We start from the raw sequence: 16,657 nt of genomic DNA, 5'->3' as shown, positions 1-16,657 counted from the left end.
TCGCCCTCCTCGATGCACTGGTCGGAACTCACCGGAACTGCGCGCACAGGCCCGGTGCGAAAGGCTGGCGGCCCTGTCGCAGCCCCCATGCTAGTGCCCAGCGCGATCCCGTCAGCCGGGAACGGGAGACGACCCGCCTCTACGGACGTGGTTCAGCGACGGCGCAGGCGTGAGGTGACCATCGTCACCAGGTCCGTCACCTCATGAATTCGTAGTACCCGGGCCAGGCCGACGTACACCGGCAGCATCAGCAGACCGGCGATGGCCAGCTTGACCGCGGACGTCAGTGGGCCACTCCAGTTGGTCACCATACCCAGCAAATACAGACCGCCCCAGCCCACCGCCGCGCCGACGGCCGCCGCGATCATCATGGCGAGCATCGGCAGCGCGAAGCCTGCGCCGTGGACGTGGGGCACCCGACGGCTCAAAGCGACCCGGGACAGCAGTACGCCGACCAGGTACGTGAGGGACCACGCGGCGGCCAGAGCGACACCGCTGTACCGCAGGTCCGTCAGGATCATCCGGACGCCGACGAGCGCCGCGGTGATGTTGAACGTGGCGATCCCGACCTGGAGGAGGAACGGGGTCCGGGTGTCCTCGAAGGCGTAGAACGTCCGGAGCTGGAAGTACTGCACGGTGAACGGCACCAGGCCTAGGGCCAGCGCCATCAACGTGTAGGCCATCAGTTCGGTCTTGCCCTTGGCGGCGCCGTACTCGGCGATGACCGAGGTGATCGGCTCTGCGAAGGCAAGCATGGCCGCGGCCGCTGGTACGACGATGGCGAGCGTCTGGCGGATCGAGCGGGCCGAGACCCTCGCGACCTCCGTGACGTCCTTGTCCGCCGCCAGGGACGACATCTGCGGTAGAGCCGCCGTGGCGAGTGAGACCGTCACGATGCCGTGCGGAACCAGGATGATCAGCATGGCGGTCGTGTAGGCGAACAGACCGGCCTTGGCCGCCGATTCGACCTCGGTCCCGGCCGTACCCGCGAGAGCCAGTTTGGTGACCACTACCAGCGTGACCTGGTTGACCGCGACGAAGAGCAGGGTCCACACGCCGAGCTTGGCGGTTCGCCCGAGACCGGTGTTGCGCAGGCCGAACTTCGGCCGGTACGGATGCCCGATGGCGCTCAGGTACGGAAGCAGCACCAGGAGTTGTACGGCGATGCCGAGGGTGTGACCGAGGCCCAGGAGCAACTGCTCGGACTGGGTGTACGTCGCCGGCTCGCCACCAACGCCGTAGATCAGCATGAAGGCGACGATCGACAGGCAGGCGACGATGTTGTTCGCGATCGGCGCCCACATCATCGGGCCGAACCGGCGGTTCGCGTTCAGTACCTGGCCGACCAGCACGAACGCGCCGTAGAAGAAGATCTGCGGCAGGCACAGCTGAACGAAGAAGAGAATGTCCGCGCGCTCCGCGGCCCGGGATGCCTGCTGCAGCTCATCCGGCATGTAGAGGTTCGCGATGAAGGGCGCCAGCAGTACGCAGGCGGTCGTCAGCACGGCCAGGACGACAAAGCCCGCGGTCAGCAGGCGGTTCGTGAAGTCCCTGCCGCCGTCGTCGTGTTCCTTGATCGCCCGGACCAGCTGCGGCACCAGCACGGTGTTGAAGACGCCACCGGCCAGCAGGATGTAGAGGCTGTTCGGGATCGTGTTGGCGACGGTGAAGATGTCGGCGCGCAGGCCGACGCCGATCGCCGCGGCGAGCAGCGAGATGCGGACGAAGCCGAGCAGGCGCGACAGCACCGTGCCCGCTGCCATCACCGCCGCGGACTGCAGGGTGCGGTCAGCCATCCGTTCTACCGGCTCCTTCTCGCACCGTCTCCGGTGCCTCACTGTCTGCGGGTACGTCGTTCGGGTGCTTCACTTCGGCGGGTACGACGTTCACCGCGGGTGTTTCGTTCGCGGTGACTGGTTCGGTGGTGGGCGCTTCGGGCGTCACGGTCTTGGCGTCGTCGGCAGGAGCCGGCGCCGGCGCGGGCGTGGGCTCCACCGGCTTGGCGTCATCCGGTGGTGGTGTGCCGCGGTCGCGCCGCTCCTTGCGAATGCGGCGGTAGATCCGGATCAGCGACACCCCGAACAGCAGCGCGACGGAGGCCGCGACCAGCGCCCAGCCGACGTTGCCGTACTGGGCGGCCTCGATCACGATGTCCTGCGGCGGTCCGACCGGTTCACCGGCGGCGGTGACGACCTGGACCTTGGCCTGGATGTAACCGTTCTGCTGGGCGGTCGCCTGGACGTGGAACGTGCCCTTGCCCCTCGGCAGCAGCGTGATCACGTTCGACGGCGCGATCTTCAGGTCGGACCGGTTCACCGAGAAGACCTTCAGGCCGACCTTGGCCGACTGGCCCAGCTCGTTCACCACCGACAGCGGGAACGTGCCCTTGCTGCCGGACAGGGTGACCTTGATCTGCCGGGCCTTCGGAGGCCGGACCAGGTGCACCCGGTTGACCTGGTTGTTCACGGTGCCGACCTGGAACGACAGGTAGCGCTGCGCCTCGACAAGCCGGCCACGCCAGGCGGTGGAGCCGGCGCGCAGGAGCTGGAAGCGCAGCGGCTCGACGGCCGGCGCCGGGTTGGTGACCAGGGCGCCGTAGACCTGGAGCTGGCGGTCGAACTGGCGGATCTGCCGGAGCTGGCTCTCGTTCAAGCCCGGGGTGGTTCGCGGCATCGACGGCGCGGCGGTGGCACGCGGCTGGCCGGTGGTGATCTGGTCGAGCGTGACTGCGTTGATCCAGGGCAGGTCGAGACCCTGCAGCAGGACCTGCGTTCCCCGGCCGTCGGAGTCGAAAGAGCGCGAGGGCAGCGCCACCGCGCTCACCGGGCCCGTCGGCGCCGTGAGCGACAGCAGTGCCGTCTCGGCCGCGAACCGCTGGCGGACCTGGATCGGCGAAGTGGCCGTCGCGGCGTCCGGACCACCCGCGACGAGGGCAGAGTCGGCTACGACCGTCTTGGCCGTCTTCCCCGGGCCGGACGGCGTGGAGACGTTGAAGAACGGCTTGGGTGTCAGAACCGGCCGATCCTCCACCGGCCACGACCAGCTCGGTACGAGGGCGATGTTCGACGGCTGCGTCGGGAAGCCCGCCGAGCCCTTCGCGAGGTTCCGGTCGTTGGCCGAGCCGGTTTCGAGCCACAGGCCGGACCGGGGCGCCGTACCGCCGTCGAAGCGGAAGAACGACGTCTTCTCCCGGGACTTCGACACGAGTGAGGTCAGGCCGTTGCCGATCAGGCTGTCCACGTCCGGGTCGCCGTACGGCAGCAGTACGACGGAGTCCTGCTTGCGGGCTTCGTCGAACTTCTTCAGCCAGGCCGTCGCGTTCTGCGAGTCGGGGCCCGGTGAGGTCGAGTTGCCCGCGGCGCGGATCTGGTAGCCGGTTGCGATGCGCTTGGCGTCATCGATCACTCCGGGATCGGCCAGCCAGGTGACCGGCTTGGCGATCCCGGACTGGAGTTGGCGGCCGAGCTTGCCCTGGGGGCCGAGAGCCGCCGCGAGAGCTCCACTGGAGAACTGATCGCCACCGAGCTGGGTGGGCCGGAATCGCAGTGGAACCACCATCGCGGTGTCGACCTTGCGCATGGTCGTCGAGGCAGGCACAACCGGCATCAGCGTCCGGGCCTTGCCAACCGTGTCGCGCTGGCCGTCGGCGAGATCCGCCCGCAGGTAGGCGCCGACGACGTACACGCCGGCCTTCTTGCTGATCTTCCACTCGTCCCACGGCACGCTCAGCGTGAACCGTGCCGAGGCCTGCGGCGCCAGAGGCCCCTCGAAGGCCTGGCGGGCGGTGGAGTCGTCCCAGCCGTCGCAGGCCCCACCGTCGGGAGGAAGCGTGGCGAGATCCGCCCGGCTGTCCATGCGCTTGTGATCGATGCAGGCCAGTGCCTGGGGATTGCTCAGGGCAACCGTGCCGGTGTTGGTGATGGTGCCCGCGATTTTCACGGTATCGCCCGGTTTCGGCGCCACCGGCAGGAACGAGTCGATCGTCATTCGCACCGCGGGCTCGTCGGCCACCGGCGCGGCGGTCGCCTGCGGGACCGCCGTCCACGCGGCGATCAGGAGGCCGGTTCCCACCCCGGCGCAGAGCCCGGTGGAGAGCCTCGGTACCCGTCTGAACACGCGGTCACCGTAACCTAGACTCCCGTGTCTCCCACTGCCGACCGCTCGCCCTTCGCCGGATCGCTCTCCGCTGTACAGCGGCAAGGCGTCCAGTCACTGCTGAGGATCGCGCCGGTGGTCGACGAACTCGGCGCGCGATTCGTGGCCGCCGGGCATGAAATCGCCCTTGTCGGAGGCTCTGTCCGGGACGCGCTGCTCGACCGGCTGAGCAACGATCTGGACTTCGCGACGTCCGCCCGGCCCGACGCGGTGGAGAAGCTGCTGGCCGGCTGGGCCGACGCGGTCTGGGACATCGGCAAGGCCTTCGGCACCATCGGCTGCCGCAAGGGTGACTGGGTGCTGGAGATCACCACCTACCGCTCCGAGTCGTACGACCCGGACTCCCGCAAGCCCGAGGTCTCGTACGGCGACACGCTCGAGGGCGATCTGCGCCGCCGGGACTTCGCGGTGAACGCGATGGCGGTGCAACTGCCGGGTCGCGAGTTCGTAGACCCCTTCGGCGGGCTGGAGGACCTCGCGGCCAAGGTGCTGCGTACGCCCGGTACGGCCGAGGAGTCGTTCTCGGACGACCCGTTGCGAATGATGCGGGCCGCCCGATTCGCCGCCCAGTTGGCCTTCACGCCGGATCCGGCCGTGGTCAGCGCGATGACGACGATGGCCGAGCGGATCACGATCATCTCCGCCGAGCGGGTTCGTGACGAGCTGATCAAGCTGGTCTGCGCGCCCTACCCACGGATCGGGCTGGACCTGCTGGTCTCGACCGGTATCGCCGATCACGTGCTGCCGGAACTGCCCGCGTTGCGGCTCGAACTGGACGAGCACCACCGGCACAAGGACGTCTACCAGCACTCGCTGACCGTGCTGGACCAGGCGATCGAGCTGGAGTCGCGGCTGGGCGTGGACGGACCCGACTTCGTCACCCGGTTCGCCGCGCTGGTGCACGACATCGGCAAGCCGAAGACGCGGCGGTTCGAGGGCGCGGGCAAGGTCACGTTCCACCACCACGACGTGGTCGGCGCCAAGCTCACGAAGAAGCGGATGCGGGCGCTGCGCTTCAGCAACGAGCAGATCGAGCAGGTCGGCAAGCTGGTCGAGTTGCACCTGCGCTTCCACGGTTACGGCACCGGCGAGTGGACCGACTCCGCCGTACGCCGCTATGTGCGCGACGCCGGCGAGCTGCTCAGCCGCCTGCACGTGCTCACCCGAGCGGACTGTACGACGCGGAACCGGCGCAAGGCCGACGCGTTGCGATCGGCGTACGACGACCTGGAGGAGCGCATCGCGCGCCTCCAGGAGCAGGAGGAGCTGGACTCGATCCGGCCGGACCTGGACGGTAACCAGATCATGGCGATCCTGGAGATCGGTCCTGGGCGCGAGGTCGGCGAGGCCTACAAGTACCTGATGGAGCTCCGGCTCGACCAGGGACCGCTCGGCGAGGACCGGGCGCGCGAGGAACTGCTCTCCTGGTGGGCGTCCCGGTCCTGACAGGTCGTTCGACCTTAAACTGACCAGGTGGGTACGGAACCGATCCAGACCCGGAGCCGGCAGCGCCGGGACGCGCTGCTCGACGCCGCGATCGAGTTGCTCGGCGAGGGCGGCGGGAAATCCGTCACACACCGGGCGGTCGCGATCCGGGCCGGCCTGCCGCCGTCGACCGCGACGTACTTCTTCGCCTCGATCCAGGACTTGACCGAACAAGCCCTCGCCCGGCATCTGCAGGCGCGGGTCGCCGAGATCGAGTCGGCGATGGCGGCCCTGTTCAGCCAGAGCCACTCGCTGGTGGACGTGGCCGACCTGTTCGCCGCGTTCATGCTGGCCCGGCCGAAGAAGGCCGCGATCTCGCATCACGAGGTCTACCTGGAGGCCTCACGCAATCCGTCCCTGCGGGCGGCCGTGGCGGAGGCGCTCGAAGGGTTCGAACGGCTGGCCACCTCGGTGCTCACCACTCTGGGCGTGGCCGAACCGGAACGGGCCTCGGTCGCCTTTCTCGCCGCCGTCGACGGGTTCATCCTGCGCCAGCTGGCCGATCCGCGCGATCACGCCGAGGCGGTCCGGCTGCTCTCCGAGACGTTGCGTCAGCTGTTCATCGCGTTCACCCTCGACCCCGGCGAGCGCGCCGCCGCCCACGCCCGCCTCGCCGCGCCGCGCACCTTCACGCCGTAACCCGGCCGCTCTTGCCATTGGTTCGCGTGAAGGTGTCGGATCGAGGCGCTGCCGTTCGTGGAGTGGGTGTACGGCGTCCGTCCTGGCCGCCGTGGCCGGAAATCACGAGGTGGTTTCCGTCCTGACCTGAGAGGAGACGACAGTGCCGCAATATCTGATCTCGTTCAACGACGAATGGGTGCCCGGCCACACGCTGGCCGAACTGAACGCGAAGGGCGACGCCAGCCGAGCCGTGGTCGCCGAGATGGAGGCCGCGGGTGTCTTCCTCTTCGGCAACGGAGGTCTCGACACCTCGAGCATCCTGTGCAGCGTCAAGGCGCAGGACGGCGAGCCGATCTTCACCGACGGGCCGTACGTCGAGAGCAAGGAGCACCTGGGCGGCTTCTGCGTGGTCGAGGTTCCAGACGACGAAACCGCGCGGTACTGGGCGGGCCGGCTTGCGGTCGCGCTCGACTGGCCGCAGGAGGTGCATCGATTCCCCGACTCCGTCGAGCACCACGCGGTCGACCAGCCATAGCGATAACCGGTGTGCGGCGGGCCAGGGCTTAATCTCACGGCGTGGACATTTTGAGCATCATCGGGTGGAGCGGATCGGCGCTGGTGGTCGTCTCGCTGCTGCAGACCCGGATCCTGCGGTTGCGAGCGCTGAACCTGATCGGCTGCGTGGTGCTGGTCGGCTTCAACGCGGCGATCCAGGTCTGGCCGATGGTCGGGATGAACGCCGTACTCGCCGTCATCAACGTGGTGCACCTGTGGCGGATGCTGCGGCATCGCCACGACGAGGGCGAGTACGCCGTGCTCGAGGTGGATGGCGCCGACACCTATCTCGGGCACGTGCTCACCGCGCACCACAAGGACATCAGCCGGTTCAACCCGGGCTTCCGGCCGACCGACAGCCCGTATGCGTTCCTGGTCCAGCGGGGTGAGCGGACCGTAGGCGTGGTGCTCGCGCATGACGCCGGTGACGGCCGGGCCCAGATCGACCTGGACTACGTGCTGCCGGAGTACCGCGACTTCACGCCGGGCGAGTTCGTCTACCGGCGCAGCGACGCCTTCACCGATCACGGCTTCCGCCAGGTGCTCGCGCCGCCACGAATGCGCGGCGCGGCGTCGTACCTGCGCAAGGTCGGCTTCCACCCCGAAGGCGACCGACTGGTCCTCGACCTTCCGGCCTAGTTAACGGTCCGTGGCCGATTGGTCGCGCTGAGGTCTTCCGTTGTTAATGAAATTCTTTCATTATCGTCGGCATGGTTGAGCTGAGGCGTAGGACCGTGCTTGGGGCGCTCGGCGCCGCTGGAGCGACTGCCGTGGTGCCGGCGTGGCCGGCCAGTGGTGCCCCGCTGTTGCGTACGGCGGCCGACGCGTCGGCCACGCTCGTGCGCGGGGCGGCCTTTCCCGAAGGCGTGATGGCGGGTGTACCGCGTACGGACGGCGCGACGTTGTGGACGCGAGTGCCGCGCGGGCTGTTCGAGGGCGACGCCGAGCTGGCGATCGTGGTGTCGCCGCATCGCGACCTGTCCCGCCCGGTGATCGTCGAGACGGTCATCGCGAAGAAGCAGTGGGACGGTTGTATCCACTTCCAGGCGGCGAACCTCCCGGCCGGCGGCGAGTACTTCTACCAGTTCCGGGGGCAGGACACGGTCTCGCCAGTTGGGCGGTTCCAGACGCTACGCCCGGCTGATTCGAACCAGCCGGTGCGGATCGGCTTCTTCACCTGTCAGGGCTTCACCGAGGGTTACTACGCCACCCACCGGCACTTGGCGCAGGAAGACCTCGACTTGGTCGTATGCCTGGGGGACTACGTCTACGAGGCCACCGTGCCTGGAGTGCGAGGGATCGACCTCAACCTCTATCCGCAGGCTTTACCCGCCATGCGCGCGAAGTACACGGCGTACCGGGCTGATCCGAACCTGCGGGCCATGCACCAGCAGCACGCGTTCCTGCCGCTCTGGGACGACCATGAGTTCAGGAACAACTACACCGTCGACAACTGGTCCCTGCCCGAGCTGTTCTTCAAGGAGAAGCGCAGCGCCGCCTGGCATGCCTGGTTCGAACGGATGCCGGTGCCGCGGTACTACCCCGACGACATGACGCGCATCTACCGTTCGCTGAAGCTCGGCCGGACGGTGGAGCTGTTCGCGATCGATGGCCGCCAGTACAAGGCCGACCAGCCCTGCGACGACGGGAGCGCCCTGGTGTGCGCGGAGGCGGACACCCCGGGCCGTACGTTGCTCGGCGCCTCGCAGAAGACCTGGCTCAAGGACGGCCTCCGAAGCTCGGGAGCCCGCTGGAAGGTGCTGGCGAATCCCACGATGTTGATGGGCATGGTCACCGGCTCCGCAGGCGAACGGGCCTACATGGACACCTGGGACGGCTACGGCGCCGAGCGGTCCGAGTTGCTTTCCCTGGCGGCTGAACGTGTCTCCGACTTCGTAGTCGTGACAGGCGATGACCACGACACCTTCGCGGGCGAACTATGGAACACCGGCTTCGCCCCGGGTACGCCGGGCAGCCCGGGTGGAACGCGACGAGCCGGCGTGGAGTTCGTCGTACCGTCCGTCTCGTCGACGAACACGGGTGACGTCAAGGGCGCGGGTGGCGCCCGGACCGAGGAGCAGAACCGCCTAGGGCACAACCCGCACCTCAAGCTGGTCGACATGCGCCAGCACGGGTACGGCGTACTGGAGGCCTCCCAGACCGAGGCGGTGTTGTCCTATCGGCAAGTTGGCAAATTGACCCCGGACGCGGGTGTGAGCACTAGCTATCGGGTTAGAACGGCGCGAGGTTCTTCCACTCTCGAAGTGCTCTGACCTTGCGCGGCCGTGAGCGGGATAACGAAACTCCGGACGCCTCCGCGCCGCCGCCACTCGCATGCGGCCTAAGCGGGAGCCACTGGGCCGTCTCGCTGGGTAGTCTCACCAGAGCCGCCCGTGCGCGGCCAGTGGCTACAGGCACCGGAGGCGAATGCGGTACGCAGTGCTCGGACCGGTCGAGGTCGAGGGTGCCGCCGGGCGGATACCGCTCGGCGGTAAGCAGCATGTCGTCACGGCGGCTCTGCTCTGCCGGCCGAACCAGGCCGTCTCGACCGACCTGCTGATCGATCTGCTCTGGCCGGACGATCCGCCGGCCACGGCGCGCAACAGCCTGCAGGTGTACGTCTACCGGCTACGGAAGGCCCTCGGCAGCGACACGGTGATCAACCACGCGGCCGCCGGGTACACCCTGCTGGTCGAACCAGGCGAGCTGGACGTTCACCGGTTCGAGGCGGCTACGACCTCCGCCCGGCAGGCGATGGATGCCGGGATGACCGAGGACGCGGCCAAGCTCTGGCAGGAGGCGCTGGATCTCTGGCGGGGTGAGGCCTTCGCCGGTCTGAACGAGTTCGGGCTGATCCGCGAAGAGGCCGCCCGGCTGGAAGAGATGCGCCTGGAGACGCTGGAACACCGGTTCGACGCCGAACTGGCCTTAGGACGGCATACCCGGTCGATCCCCGAACTGACCGCCTTGTCGGCCAGACATCCGCTACGAGATCGCTTCCGCTACCAGTTGATGCTGGCGCTCTATCGGTCTGGACGCCGGGCAGACGCGTTGCAGGTCTACCGCGAAGGACGGGAGCTGGTCCGGGCCGAACTCGGTCTGGAGCCCGGGCATGACCTGCGCCGGTTGGAGCTCGACATCCTGCGTGGCGACGTCGCTCTGGACCTCCCGTCGTCAAGCGCGGCCACACCGGCTTCACCGGCTCTACCGCCCGCACGCGAGCCGAGGCCGGCCGAACTACCCGCAGGAATAGCCACCTTCGTCGGACGGCATGCCGAACTCACGAAGATCTCGAACCTCCTGCGCGCCAGCCGCGAAGGGGATCGCCTGACGGTCATCGCGATCAACGGCGTCGGTGGCATCGGGAAGTCGTCGCTTGCCGTGGAGGTGGCAAGAGGCGTCGCCGAGGAGTTCCCCGACGGCCAGCTCTACGTGAACCTCCACGGCGCTACGCCGGGCGTGGCCCCCTTGACCGCGGACGAGGTCCTGGACCGGCTCCTGCGGGCAGTCGGCGACCGAGGCGCGGGCCTACCGACAGGCACCGAAGAGGCCACGGCCCGGTTCCGAACCCTTACCGCGGGCCGACGCCTCCTGATCGTCCTGGACGACGCCGTCGACGCCGCGCAGGTTAGGCCGCTGCTGCCGGGTGGTCCGGGCTGCGCTGTCCTCATCACCAGCCGGGACGTCCTGACCGCGCTCGATGGCGCCACCCACGTGAGGCTGAACGCCCTCGGGGAGGCCGAAGGCGTCGACCTGCTGAGCCGCCTCGCCGGTTCCGAACGGGTCGGCATCGACACGGCCGCATCGCTCGACATCGTTCGCCTCTGCGGATGCCTGCCACTGGCGATCAGCATCGCGGGAGCCCGCCTAGCCGCGCGTGACGACTGGACGCCGGCCTTGTTCGCCAAACGGCTCGGCAGAGCGCACCGACGCCTGGACGAACTGGAGCACGCCGATCTCGCCGTACGGGCCAGCTTCACCTTGAGCCTCGACCAGCTCCGCCGCGACGTACGACGGGGTGGACGGTCTGCTGCCGGGTTGTTCCCGCTGCTAGGCCTTCTGGAGACGCCGAACCTCAGCGTGGCCGTAGTCGCGGCACTGGCGGATCGGCCCGAGGAAGAGATCGAGCACGACCTGGATGTGCTCGTGGGCGCGCAACTACTCCAAGCCCTTGGGCCCGACCGGTTCGAGATCCACGACCTGGTCCGGCTCTACGCCCGTGAACTCGCCTGGGAGGAACTACCCGAGCCGGATCGCGCAGCCGCCGTACGACGCGCGCTCCACCACTACTTGGCCACCATCCGCATCGCGACCGGCGCACTCGTGTACGACGGGGCCAGCCGCCGTCGTGCGGGTCTGGCCCAGGAGAAGCTCACCCGGGCCGGGACCGAGCTCACCGGTAGACCCGACGCCTCCGCCTGGCTCGGAGCCGAGGTGGGCAACCTGCTGGCCATCACCCGGCAGGCGGCGGCCGCGCCCGACGACGGCCCGGAGCTCGCGATCGGACTCGCGGCGGCGCTCAATGGCCTGGGCAACATACGGCATTTCTGGCGCGAGCTGGTCCCGATCAACCAGCTGATTCTCGACGTGGCCCGGGCTGACGGCCGCACCCCGGTGATCGCGCTCGCCCACGCCGACCTGGCCCGGTCGTACCGGCTGACCGGTCAACTCGACGAGGCCGTCGCGCACTTCGAGTCGGCCCTGGATCGCTGGCGGCGAGTGGGGGACCGGACCCAGCAGGGCCACATGCTGTTCGGCCTGGGCGCGGTCGCGGCGATGCGCGGCCGGCTGGACGAGGCCGTCACCTTTCACCGGGAGGCGCTGGCGATCCGGCGCGAACAGGGCGATCCGTTCGGTGAGGCGCACATGCTGCACGTGATCGCGGTGGTGCTGACCGAGCAAGGCGCCTTCGAGGAGGCGCTGGGCAATCAGCGTCAGTCGCTCGCGCTTTTCCACAGCCTCGGTGACGCCGAGAACGAGGGCATGGTGCTGGCCAGCATCGCCGAACTGCACCACCGGCGCGGAGACGCGGCCCGGGCGGTGCCGCTGTTCGAGCGCGCGCTCAGGCTGTTGCGGTCCGCCTCCGACCAGATGGCCGAGGCGGGCTGTCTCTGGCGGCTCGGTACGGCCTTGCTCGCCCTCGGTCGTCCCGGCCGGGAGCGGCAACGCGAAGCGCTCGCGATCCTGCAGGACCTGCGGGCGCTCACCGCCGACGAGGTCCGCGCCATCCTGCGGGATCCCCAGCCGGGAATACCGCGTCCGCTGAAGTGGCTCTGACTACCACCCCACCACGACGATGACCGGCTCTTCGTTGTCGCCCCGAGATCGCATGCAATTCCCCCTAGTGGTAGCAGCGTGCACCACCACCCTGCGCCACCCCGATGACAAACCACTGGCACTTCACTGAACGCCCCTTCTCGTGACAAGAAGGGGGAGTCAGACCGTCACGAGGGTGTGCAGGGTGGTTACCGCGTGGGTGACGAGGTCTTCGGGGGTGCCGGGGCGGTCGGGGGCGGGGAGGCCTGACCATTCGATGAAGAGGTCCTCGACGTAGGCGAGCCACGCGTGCACGCGGAGGCGGACGGTCGGATCTGGCGGTGAGGTCACGCCGAGCAGGCCAAGGACCCGGTCGGTCAGAGCGGCCCGGGTTTCGTCGTACACCTCGACGACGTAGACGTCGCCACCCGCGGCGCCCCGGACGAACGAGATGTACGACGCGCGCCGCCGATGCACGAACGCCGCGTAGGCCGTCAGCATCTGCACGAGTTGTTCGTCGGCGGGCAGCGACGGATCGGGCGCGGTGACCCGGAGCAGGCGCCGGCCGGCCGCGCTGATCACGGCGACGTAGAAGTCGCGCTTGCTCGGGAAGTAGTGGAACAGCAGCGTGCGGGAGATACCGGCCTCTTCGGCGACGGCGTCCACCGAGAGCTCGTGGATCGGCCGGGTCCGCAACATGCGCAGGCCGATGCCCACCAGCTGTTTACGCCGGTCCTCGGCCGTCAGTCGCTGTGCCACGCTATTGAGCATTGCTCAACAAGCCGCTACCGTCAATGTCAGGCTGGCTGAGAACCCCGGGCAGCAGGGGCCGAGAGCTGAGGAGTGAAGGCATGGGTTTCGAACCGTCCACGCGGGCCCAGGAGCTGATCGGCAAGGCCGACGAGTTCATCCGGACCGAGATCGAGCCGGTCGAGGCCGCGATGCACCAGGCGATCAGCAAGGCCGACGACCCGTGGCAGCCGCAGCCGCTGATGGCCGAACTGCAGGCGAAAGCCCGTAAGCAGGGTTTGTGGAACCTGTTCCTGCCGAAGGCCGAAGAGGGCAACGAGCAGTACGGCGAAGGTTTCGCGAATCTCGACTACGCGCCCATCGCCGAGCTGACCGGCCGCTCGTTCATCGCGCCGTACGTGTTCAACTGCAACGCGCCCGACACCGGCAACATGGAGGTGCTGCTGCGTTACGGCAGTGCCGAGCAGAAGGCCGCCTGGCTGGAACCCTTGCTGGCCGGCACGATCCGCTCCGCGTTCTGCATGACCGAGCCCGGCGTCGCGTCCTCCGACGCCACCAACATGGCCGCCACCGCCATCGTCGAGGGTGACGAGGTGGTGATCAACGGCCGCAAGTGGTGGAGCACCGGCGTCGGCAATCCCGACTGCAAGATCCTCATCTTCATGGGCCTCACCGATCCCGAGGCCCATCGCTACGCGCGCCACACGATGGTGCTGGTCCCGCGCGACACCCCCGGCGTCACCGTCGAGCGGCTGCTCCCGGCCATGAGCCGGTACGACGAGCCGTACGGCCATGGCGAGGTCAACTTCGAAAACGTACGCGTGCCCGTCGCGAACATCCTGGCCGGTCCGGGCCGCGCCTTCGAGATCGCCCAGGGCCGACTGGGCCCGGGCCGGGTCCACCACTGCATGCGGCTGATCGGCCTCGCGGAGAAGTCCCTGGAACTGGCGCTCGAGCGCGGTACGAGTCGTACGGCGTTCGGAAAGCCCCTGGTCAATCTCGGCGGCAACCGCGAGCGCATCGCCGACGCGCGGATCGCGATCAACCAGGCCCGCCTGCTGGTGCTGCAGACGGCGTACCTGCTGGACACCCAAGGTCTCGCGGGTGCGTTGAGCGAGGTCAGCCAGATCAAGGTGGCCGTGCCGCGGATGGCGCAGGACGTGATCGACATGGCGATCCAGCTGCACGGTGGTGGCGGGCTGTCCGACGACTTCCCGCTCGCGGCCGCGTGGACGGCGGCGCGGGCGCTGCGGCTGGCGGATGGGCCGGATGAGGTGCACCGTGGAGTGATCGCCAAGCTCGAGCTGGCGAAGTACCCGCGGGAGGAACAGTGAACAGGGTCCTTGTCACCGGTGGTTCGTCCGGCCTGGGCGACGCGCTGGTCCGGCAACTGCTTGCCTCCGGCCACCAAGTGCTGCGCACGGACGTCGCCGCGGAAGGCCCGGACGATACGCCGTACCTGCAGCTCGACGTACGCAGCGCCGCCGACTGGGACAAGGCCGCCGCGTGGTGTTCCGAACACTGGGGTGGCCTCGACCTGCTGATCAACAACGCGGGCATCGCCACCGGTGGGCGGATCGACGTCGAGTCGCTCGCCGCCTGGGACCGGGTCGTCGACATCAACCTGATGGGCGTGGTCCGGGGTTGCCGCGCGTTCGCGCCGATGTTCAAGGACCAGCGGTCCGGGCACATCGTCAACACCGCCTCGGCCGCGGGCCTGGTCCATCCGCCGATGATGAGCTCGTACAACACGGTCAAGGCGGGCGTGGTCGCGCTCAGCGAGACCCTCTCGCACGAGCTGCATCCGTACGGCGTGACCGTGTCCGTGGTCTGCCCGTCGTTCTTCAAGACCAATCTGGCCGACTCGATCCAGGGCGACGACGCCGAGATGAACAGCGTGGCCCGGCGCCTGATCGAGAAGTCCCCGCGCACGGCCGACGGCATCGCCAAGGTGGTGCTGGAAGGCATCCGCAAACAGCAGTTCCTGATCATTCCGGACCGGCCCGCGTTGATGGCCTGGCGGACGAAGCGGTTCGCCCGCCCGTTGTACGACCGTCAGATGCGCAAGATCGCCCGCCGGGCCAGGGAGCGGGCCGAGGGCTCGGTATGACGGTCCGCACCGAGGACGCGTTCGACGTCGAGGCGGTGGACGGCTGGTTGCGCGGGCATACCGAACTGCCGGCCGGTCTGCCGGAGATCCAGCAGTTCCACGGCGGCGCGTCCAACCTCACCTATCTGCTGGGCTATCCCGGCCGGGAGCTGATCCTGCGCCGGCCACCCGCTGGTACGAAGGCCAAGGGCGCGCACGACATGGGCCGGGAGTTCCGGATCCAGCAGGCCTTGGCGCCGGTGTATCCATACGTGCCGGGCATGGTCGCGTATTGCCCCGACGAGGCGTTGATCGGCTCCGAGTTCTACGTGATGGAGCGGATCGCCGGGACCATCCCGCGTTCCGAGCTCGGGGTCGACCTGACGCCCGAGGAGACCCGCAGGCTCTGCCATACCGTCATCGACACGTTGATCGAACTGCACCAGGTCGATCCGGACCAGGCGGGCCTCACGGATCTGGGCCGTGGCGCAGGGTACGTCGAACGCCAGGTAACCGGCTGGAGCGGTCGCTACCGCAAGGCCAAAACGTGGAACGTGCCGAGCTTCGAGAAGGTCATCGCCTGGCTCGAGGCGAACCGGCCCGACGATGTCCGGATCTGTGTGATCCACAACGACTTCCGCTTCGACAACGTGGTGCTCGCGCCGGACGATCCGGCCAAGGTGGTCGGCGTACTCGACTGGGAGCTGGCCACGCTCGGCGATCCGTTGATGGACCTCGGCAGTTCGCTCGCCTACTGGGTCCAGGCCGACGACGACTGGGCGTTCCGCCGGTTCCGCCGCCAGCCCACGCATCTGCCCGGCATGCTGACCCGGGCCGAGGTGATCGACTACTACTGCGAGCGGACCGGTCTGACCGCGGAGCATCGCACGTTCTACGAGGTGTTCGGCTTGTTCCGGCTGGCGGTGATCGCCCAGCAGATCTATTACCGTTACCACCACAAGCAGACCCGGAACCCGCGGTTCAAAAGCCTTTGGTTCCCGGTCAACTATCTCGAACGGCGATGCCGTCGATTAATTGCCAAAGGCGCCTAAGTGAGTGTTCTGTACCTCGTCCGGCACGCGCAGGCGTCATTCGGGCGAAGCGACTATGACCGGTTGTCACCGCAAGGTGAGCGGCAGGCCGTCCGGCTCGGCGAGGCACTGGCCGCGCGGGGTATCAAGCCGGACCTGGTGGTGTCCGGCGCGATGCAGCGGCACGCCAAGACCGCGCGGATCGCCCTCGCTGCGGCGGGCATCGACACTCCGGTCACGGTGGACGAGGGCTTCAACGAGTTCGACCACGACCAGGTCATCGTCGCGCACAAACCGGCGTACAAGCGTCGCGCGGTACTGCTCGCCGACCTGGCCCGGACGCCGGAACCGGCCCGCGCCTTCCAGGAGATGTTCGCCGACGCCACGGCCCGGTGGGTCGGAAGTACCGGCGAGGGCTACGCCGAATCGTTCCAGGCCTTCTGCGAACGGACCGAGACAGCGGTACGACGTACCGCCGCGGGCCTCGACAAGGGGCAGACGGCGCTCGTGGTCACCTCGGGTGGTCCGATCGCCGCGGTGGTCGGCCGGTTGTTCGCGGGCACCGACGAGCTGTGGCTGACGCTCAACCCGGTCACGGTCAACACCGGTATCACCAAGCTCGTCGACGGCCGGCGCGGTCTGACCGCCGTCAGCTTCAACGATCACGGCCATCTGGACGGCACCGATCTACTGAGCTACCGATAGGGGACTACGC

13 protein-coding genes are annotated in these 16,657 nt (G+C 68.5%); 10 read left to right on the top strand and 3 right to left on the bottom strand.

Going from position 1 to position 16,657, the window contains the following annotated elements:
- Positions 1 to 152 precede the first annotated feature (152 nt).
- Together murJ and ACFFGN_RS13015 are read right to left on the bottom strand one after the other, a co-directional pair.
- Complete coding sequence (gene murJ / locus ACFFGN_RS13020; protein WP_380046931.1) at positions 153 to 1,796, bottom strand: murein biosynthesis integral membrane protein MurJ; 1,644 nt, start codon at positions 1,794 to 1,796, stop codon at positions 153 to 155.
- Positions 1,789 to 4,116 (bottom strand): hypothetical protein, encoded by a 2,328-nt coding sequence (locus ACFFGN_RS13015; RefSeq protein WP_380046929.1) that lies wholly within the window; start codon positions 4,114 to 4,116, stop codon positions 1,789 to 1,791. The genes murJ and ACFFGN_RS13015 overlap by 8 nt, the downstream gene beginning before the upstream one ends.
- A gap of 24 nt (positions 4,117 to 4,140) precedes the next feature.
- Between ACFFGN_RS13015 and ACFFGN_RS13010 the strand changes: the two genes are divergently transcribed.
- The 6 genes from ACFFGN_RS13010 to ACFFGN_RS12985 all read left to right on the top strand — a co-directional run bounded on the left by ACFFGN_RS13010 (position 4,141) and on the right by ACFFGN_RS12985 (position 12,093).
- The gene (locus ACFFGN_RS13010; protein WP_380046927.1) at positions 4,141 to 5,601 is read left to right on the top strand and encodes a CCA tRNA nucleotidyltransferase; all 1,461 of its coding nucleotides are present in this window, start codon (positions 4,141 to 4,143) and stop codon (positions 5,599 to 5,601) included.
- Positions 5,602 to 5,628: 27 nt separating this feature from the next.
- Positions 5,629 to 6,279, top strand: a complete 651-nt coding sequence (locus ACFFGN_RS13005; RefSeq protein WP_380046925.1) for a TetR/AcrR family transcriptional regulator — start codon at positions 5,629 to 5,631, stop codon at positions 6,277 to 6,279.
- 142 nt (positions 6,280 to 6,421) lie between these two features.
- Positions 6,422 to 6,796, top strand: a complete 375-nt coding sequence (locus tag ACFFGN_RS13000) for a YciI family protein (protein WP_380046923.1) — start codon at positions 6,422 to 6,424, stop codon at positions 6,794 to 6,796.
- A 41-nt stretch (positions 6,797 to 6,837) separates the two neighbouring features.
- Entirely contained in the window at positions 6,838 to 7,455 is a 618-nt protein-coding gene (locus tag ACFFGN_RS12995; RefSeq protein WP_380046921.1) for a hypothetical protein, read from the top strand.
- A 71-nt stretch (positions 7,456 to 7,526) separates the two neighbouring features.
- On the top strand, positions 7,527 to 9,089 hold the full coding sequence (locus ACFFGN_RS12990) for an alkaline phosphatase D family protein (RefSeq protein WP_380046919.1): 1,563 nt from the start codon (positions 7,527 to 7,529) through the stop codon (positions 9,087 to 9,089).
- Positions 9,090 to 9,243: 154 nt separating this feature from the next.
- Complete coding sequence (locus ACFFGN_RS12985) at positions 9,244 to 12,093, top strand: AfsR/SARP family transcriptional regulator (RefSeq protein WP_380046917.1); 2,850 nt, start codon at positions 9,244 to 9,246, stop codon at positions 12,091 to 12,093.
- A 159-nt stretch (positions 12,094 to 12,252) separates the two neighbouring features.
- Here ACFFGN_RS12985 and ACFFGN_RS12980 read toward each other — a convergent pair whose 3' ends face one another.
- The gene (locus ACFFGN_RS12980; protein ID WP_380046915.1) at positions 12,253 to 12,831 is read right to left on the bottom strand and encodes a TetR/AcrR family transcriptional regulator; all 579 of its coding nucleotides are present in this window, start codon (positions 12,829 to 12,831) and stop codon (positions 12,253 to 12,255) included.
- Between the two features lie 92 nt (positions 12,832 to 12,923).
- Between ACFFGN_RS12980 and ACFFGN_RS12975 the strand changes: the two genes are divergently transcribed.
- From ACFFGN_RS12975 to ACFFGN_RS12960, 4 genes are read left to right on the top strand one after another with little or no spacing between them, the layout of a single operon-like run.
- Complete coding sequence (locus ACFFGN_RS12975; RefSeq protein ID WP_380046913.1) at positions 12,924 to 14,156, top strand: acyl-CoA dehydrogenase family protein; 1,233 nt, start codon at positions 12,924 to 12,926, stop codon at positions 14,154 to 14,156.
- Positions 14,153 to 14,932: an SDR family NAD(P)-dependent oxidoreductase gene (locus ACFFGN_RS12970; RefSeq protein ID WP_380046911.1), complete on the top strand. Its 780-nt coding sequence runs from the start codon at positions 14,153 to 14,155 to the stop codon at positions 14,930 to 14,932. Before ACFFGN_RS12975 ends, ACFFGN_RS12970 begins: the two co-directional genes overlap by 4 nt.
- Positions 14,929 to 15,963 carry a phosphotransferase family protein gene (locus ACFFGN_RS12965; protein ID WP_380046909.1) on the top strand — a complete coding sequence of 345 codons (1,035 nt, stop codon included), beginning with the start codon at positions 14,929 to 14,931 and terminating at the stop codon, positions 15,961 to 15,963. Before ACFFGN_RS12970 ends, ACFFGN_RS12965 begins: the two co-directional genes overlap by 4 nt.
- Positions 15,964 to 16,647: a histidine phosphatase family protein gene (locus ACFFGN_RS12960; RefSeq protein WP_380046907.1), complete on the top strand. Its 684-nt coding sequence runs from the start codon at positions 15,964 to 15,966 to the stop codon at positions 16,645 to 16,647.
- Positions 16,648 to 16,657: the final 10 nt, after the last annotated feature.

Source organism: Kribbella deserti, assembly GCF_042434725.1.
Classification (GTDB): domain Bacteria; phylum Actinomycetota; class Actinomycetes; order Propionibacteriales; family Kribbellaceae; genus Kribbella; species Kribbella deserti.
The sequence above is the reverse complement of the archived record's forward strand: the minus strand, read 5'-3'. Positions and strand labels throughout refer to the sequence as shown.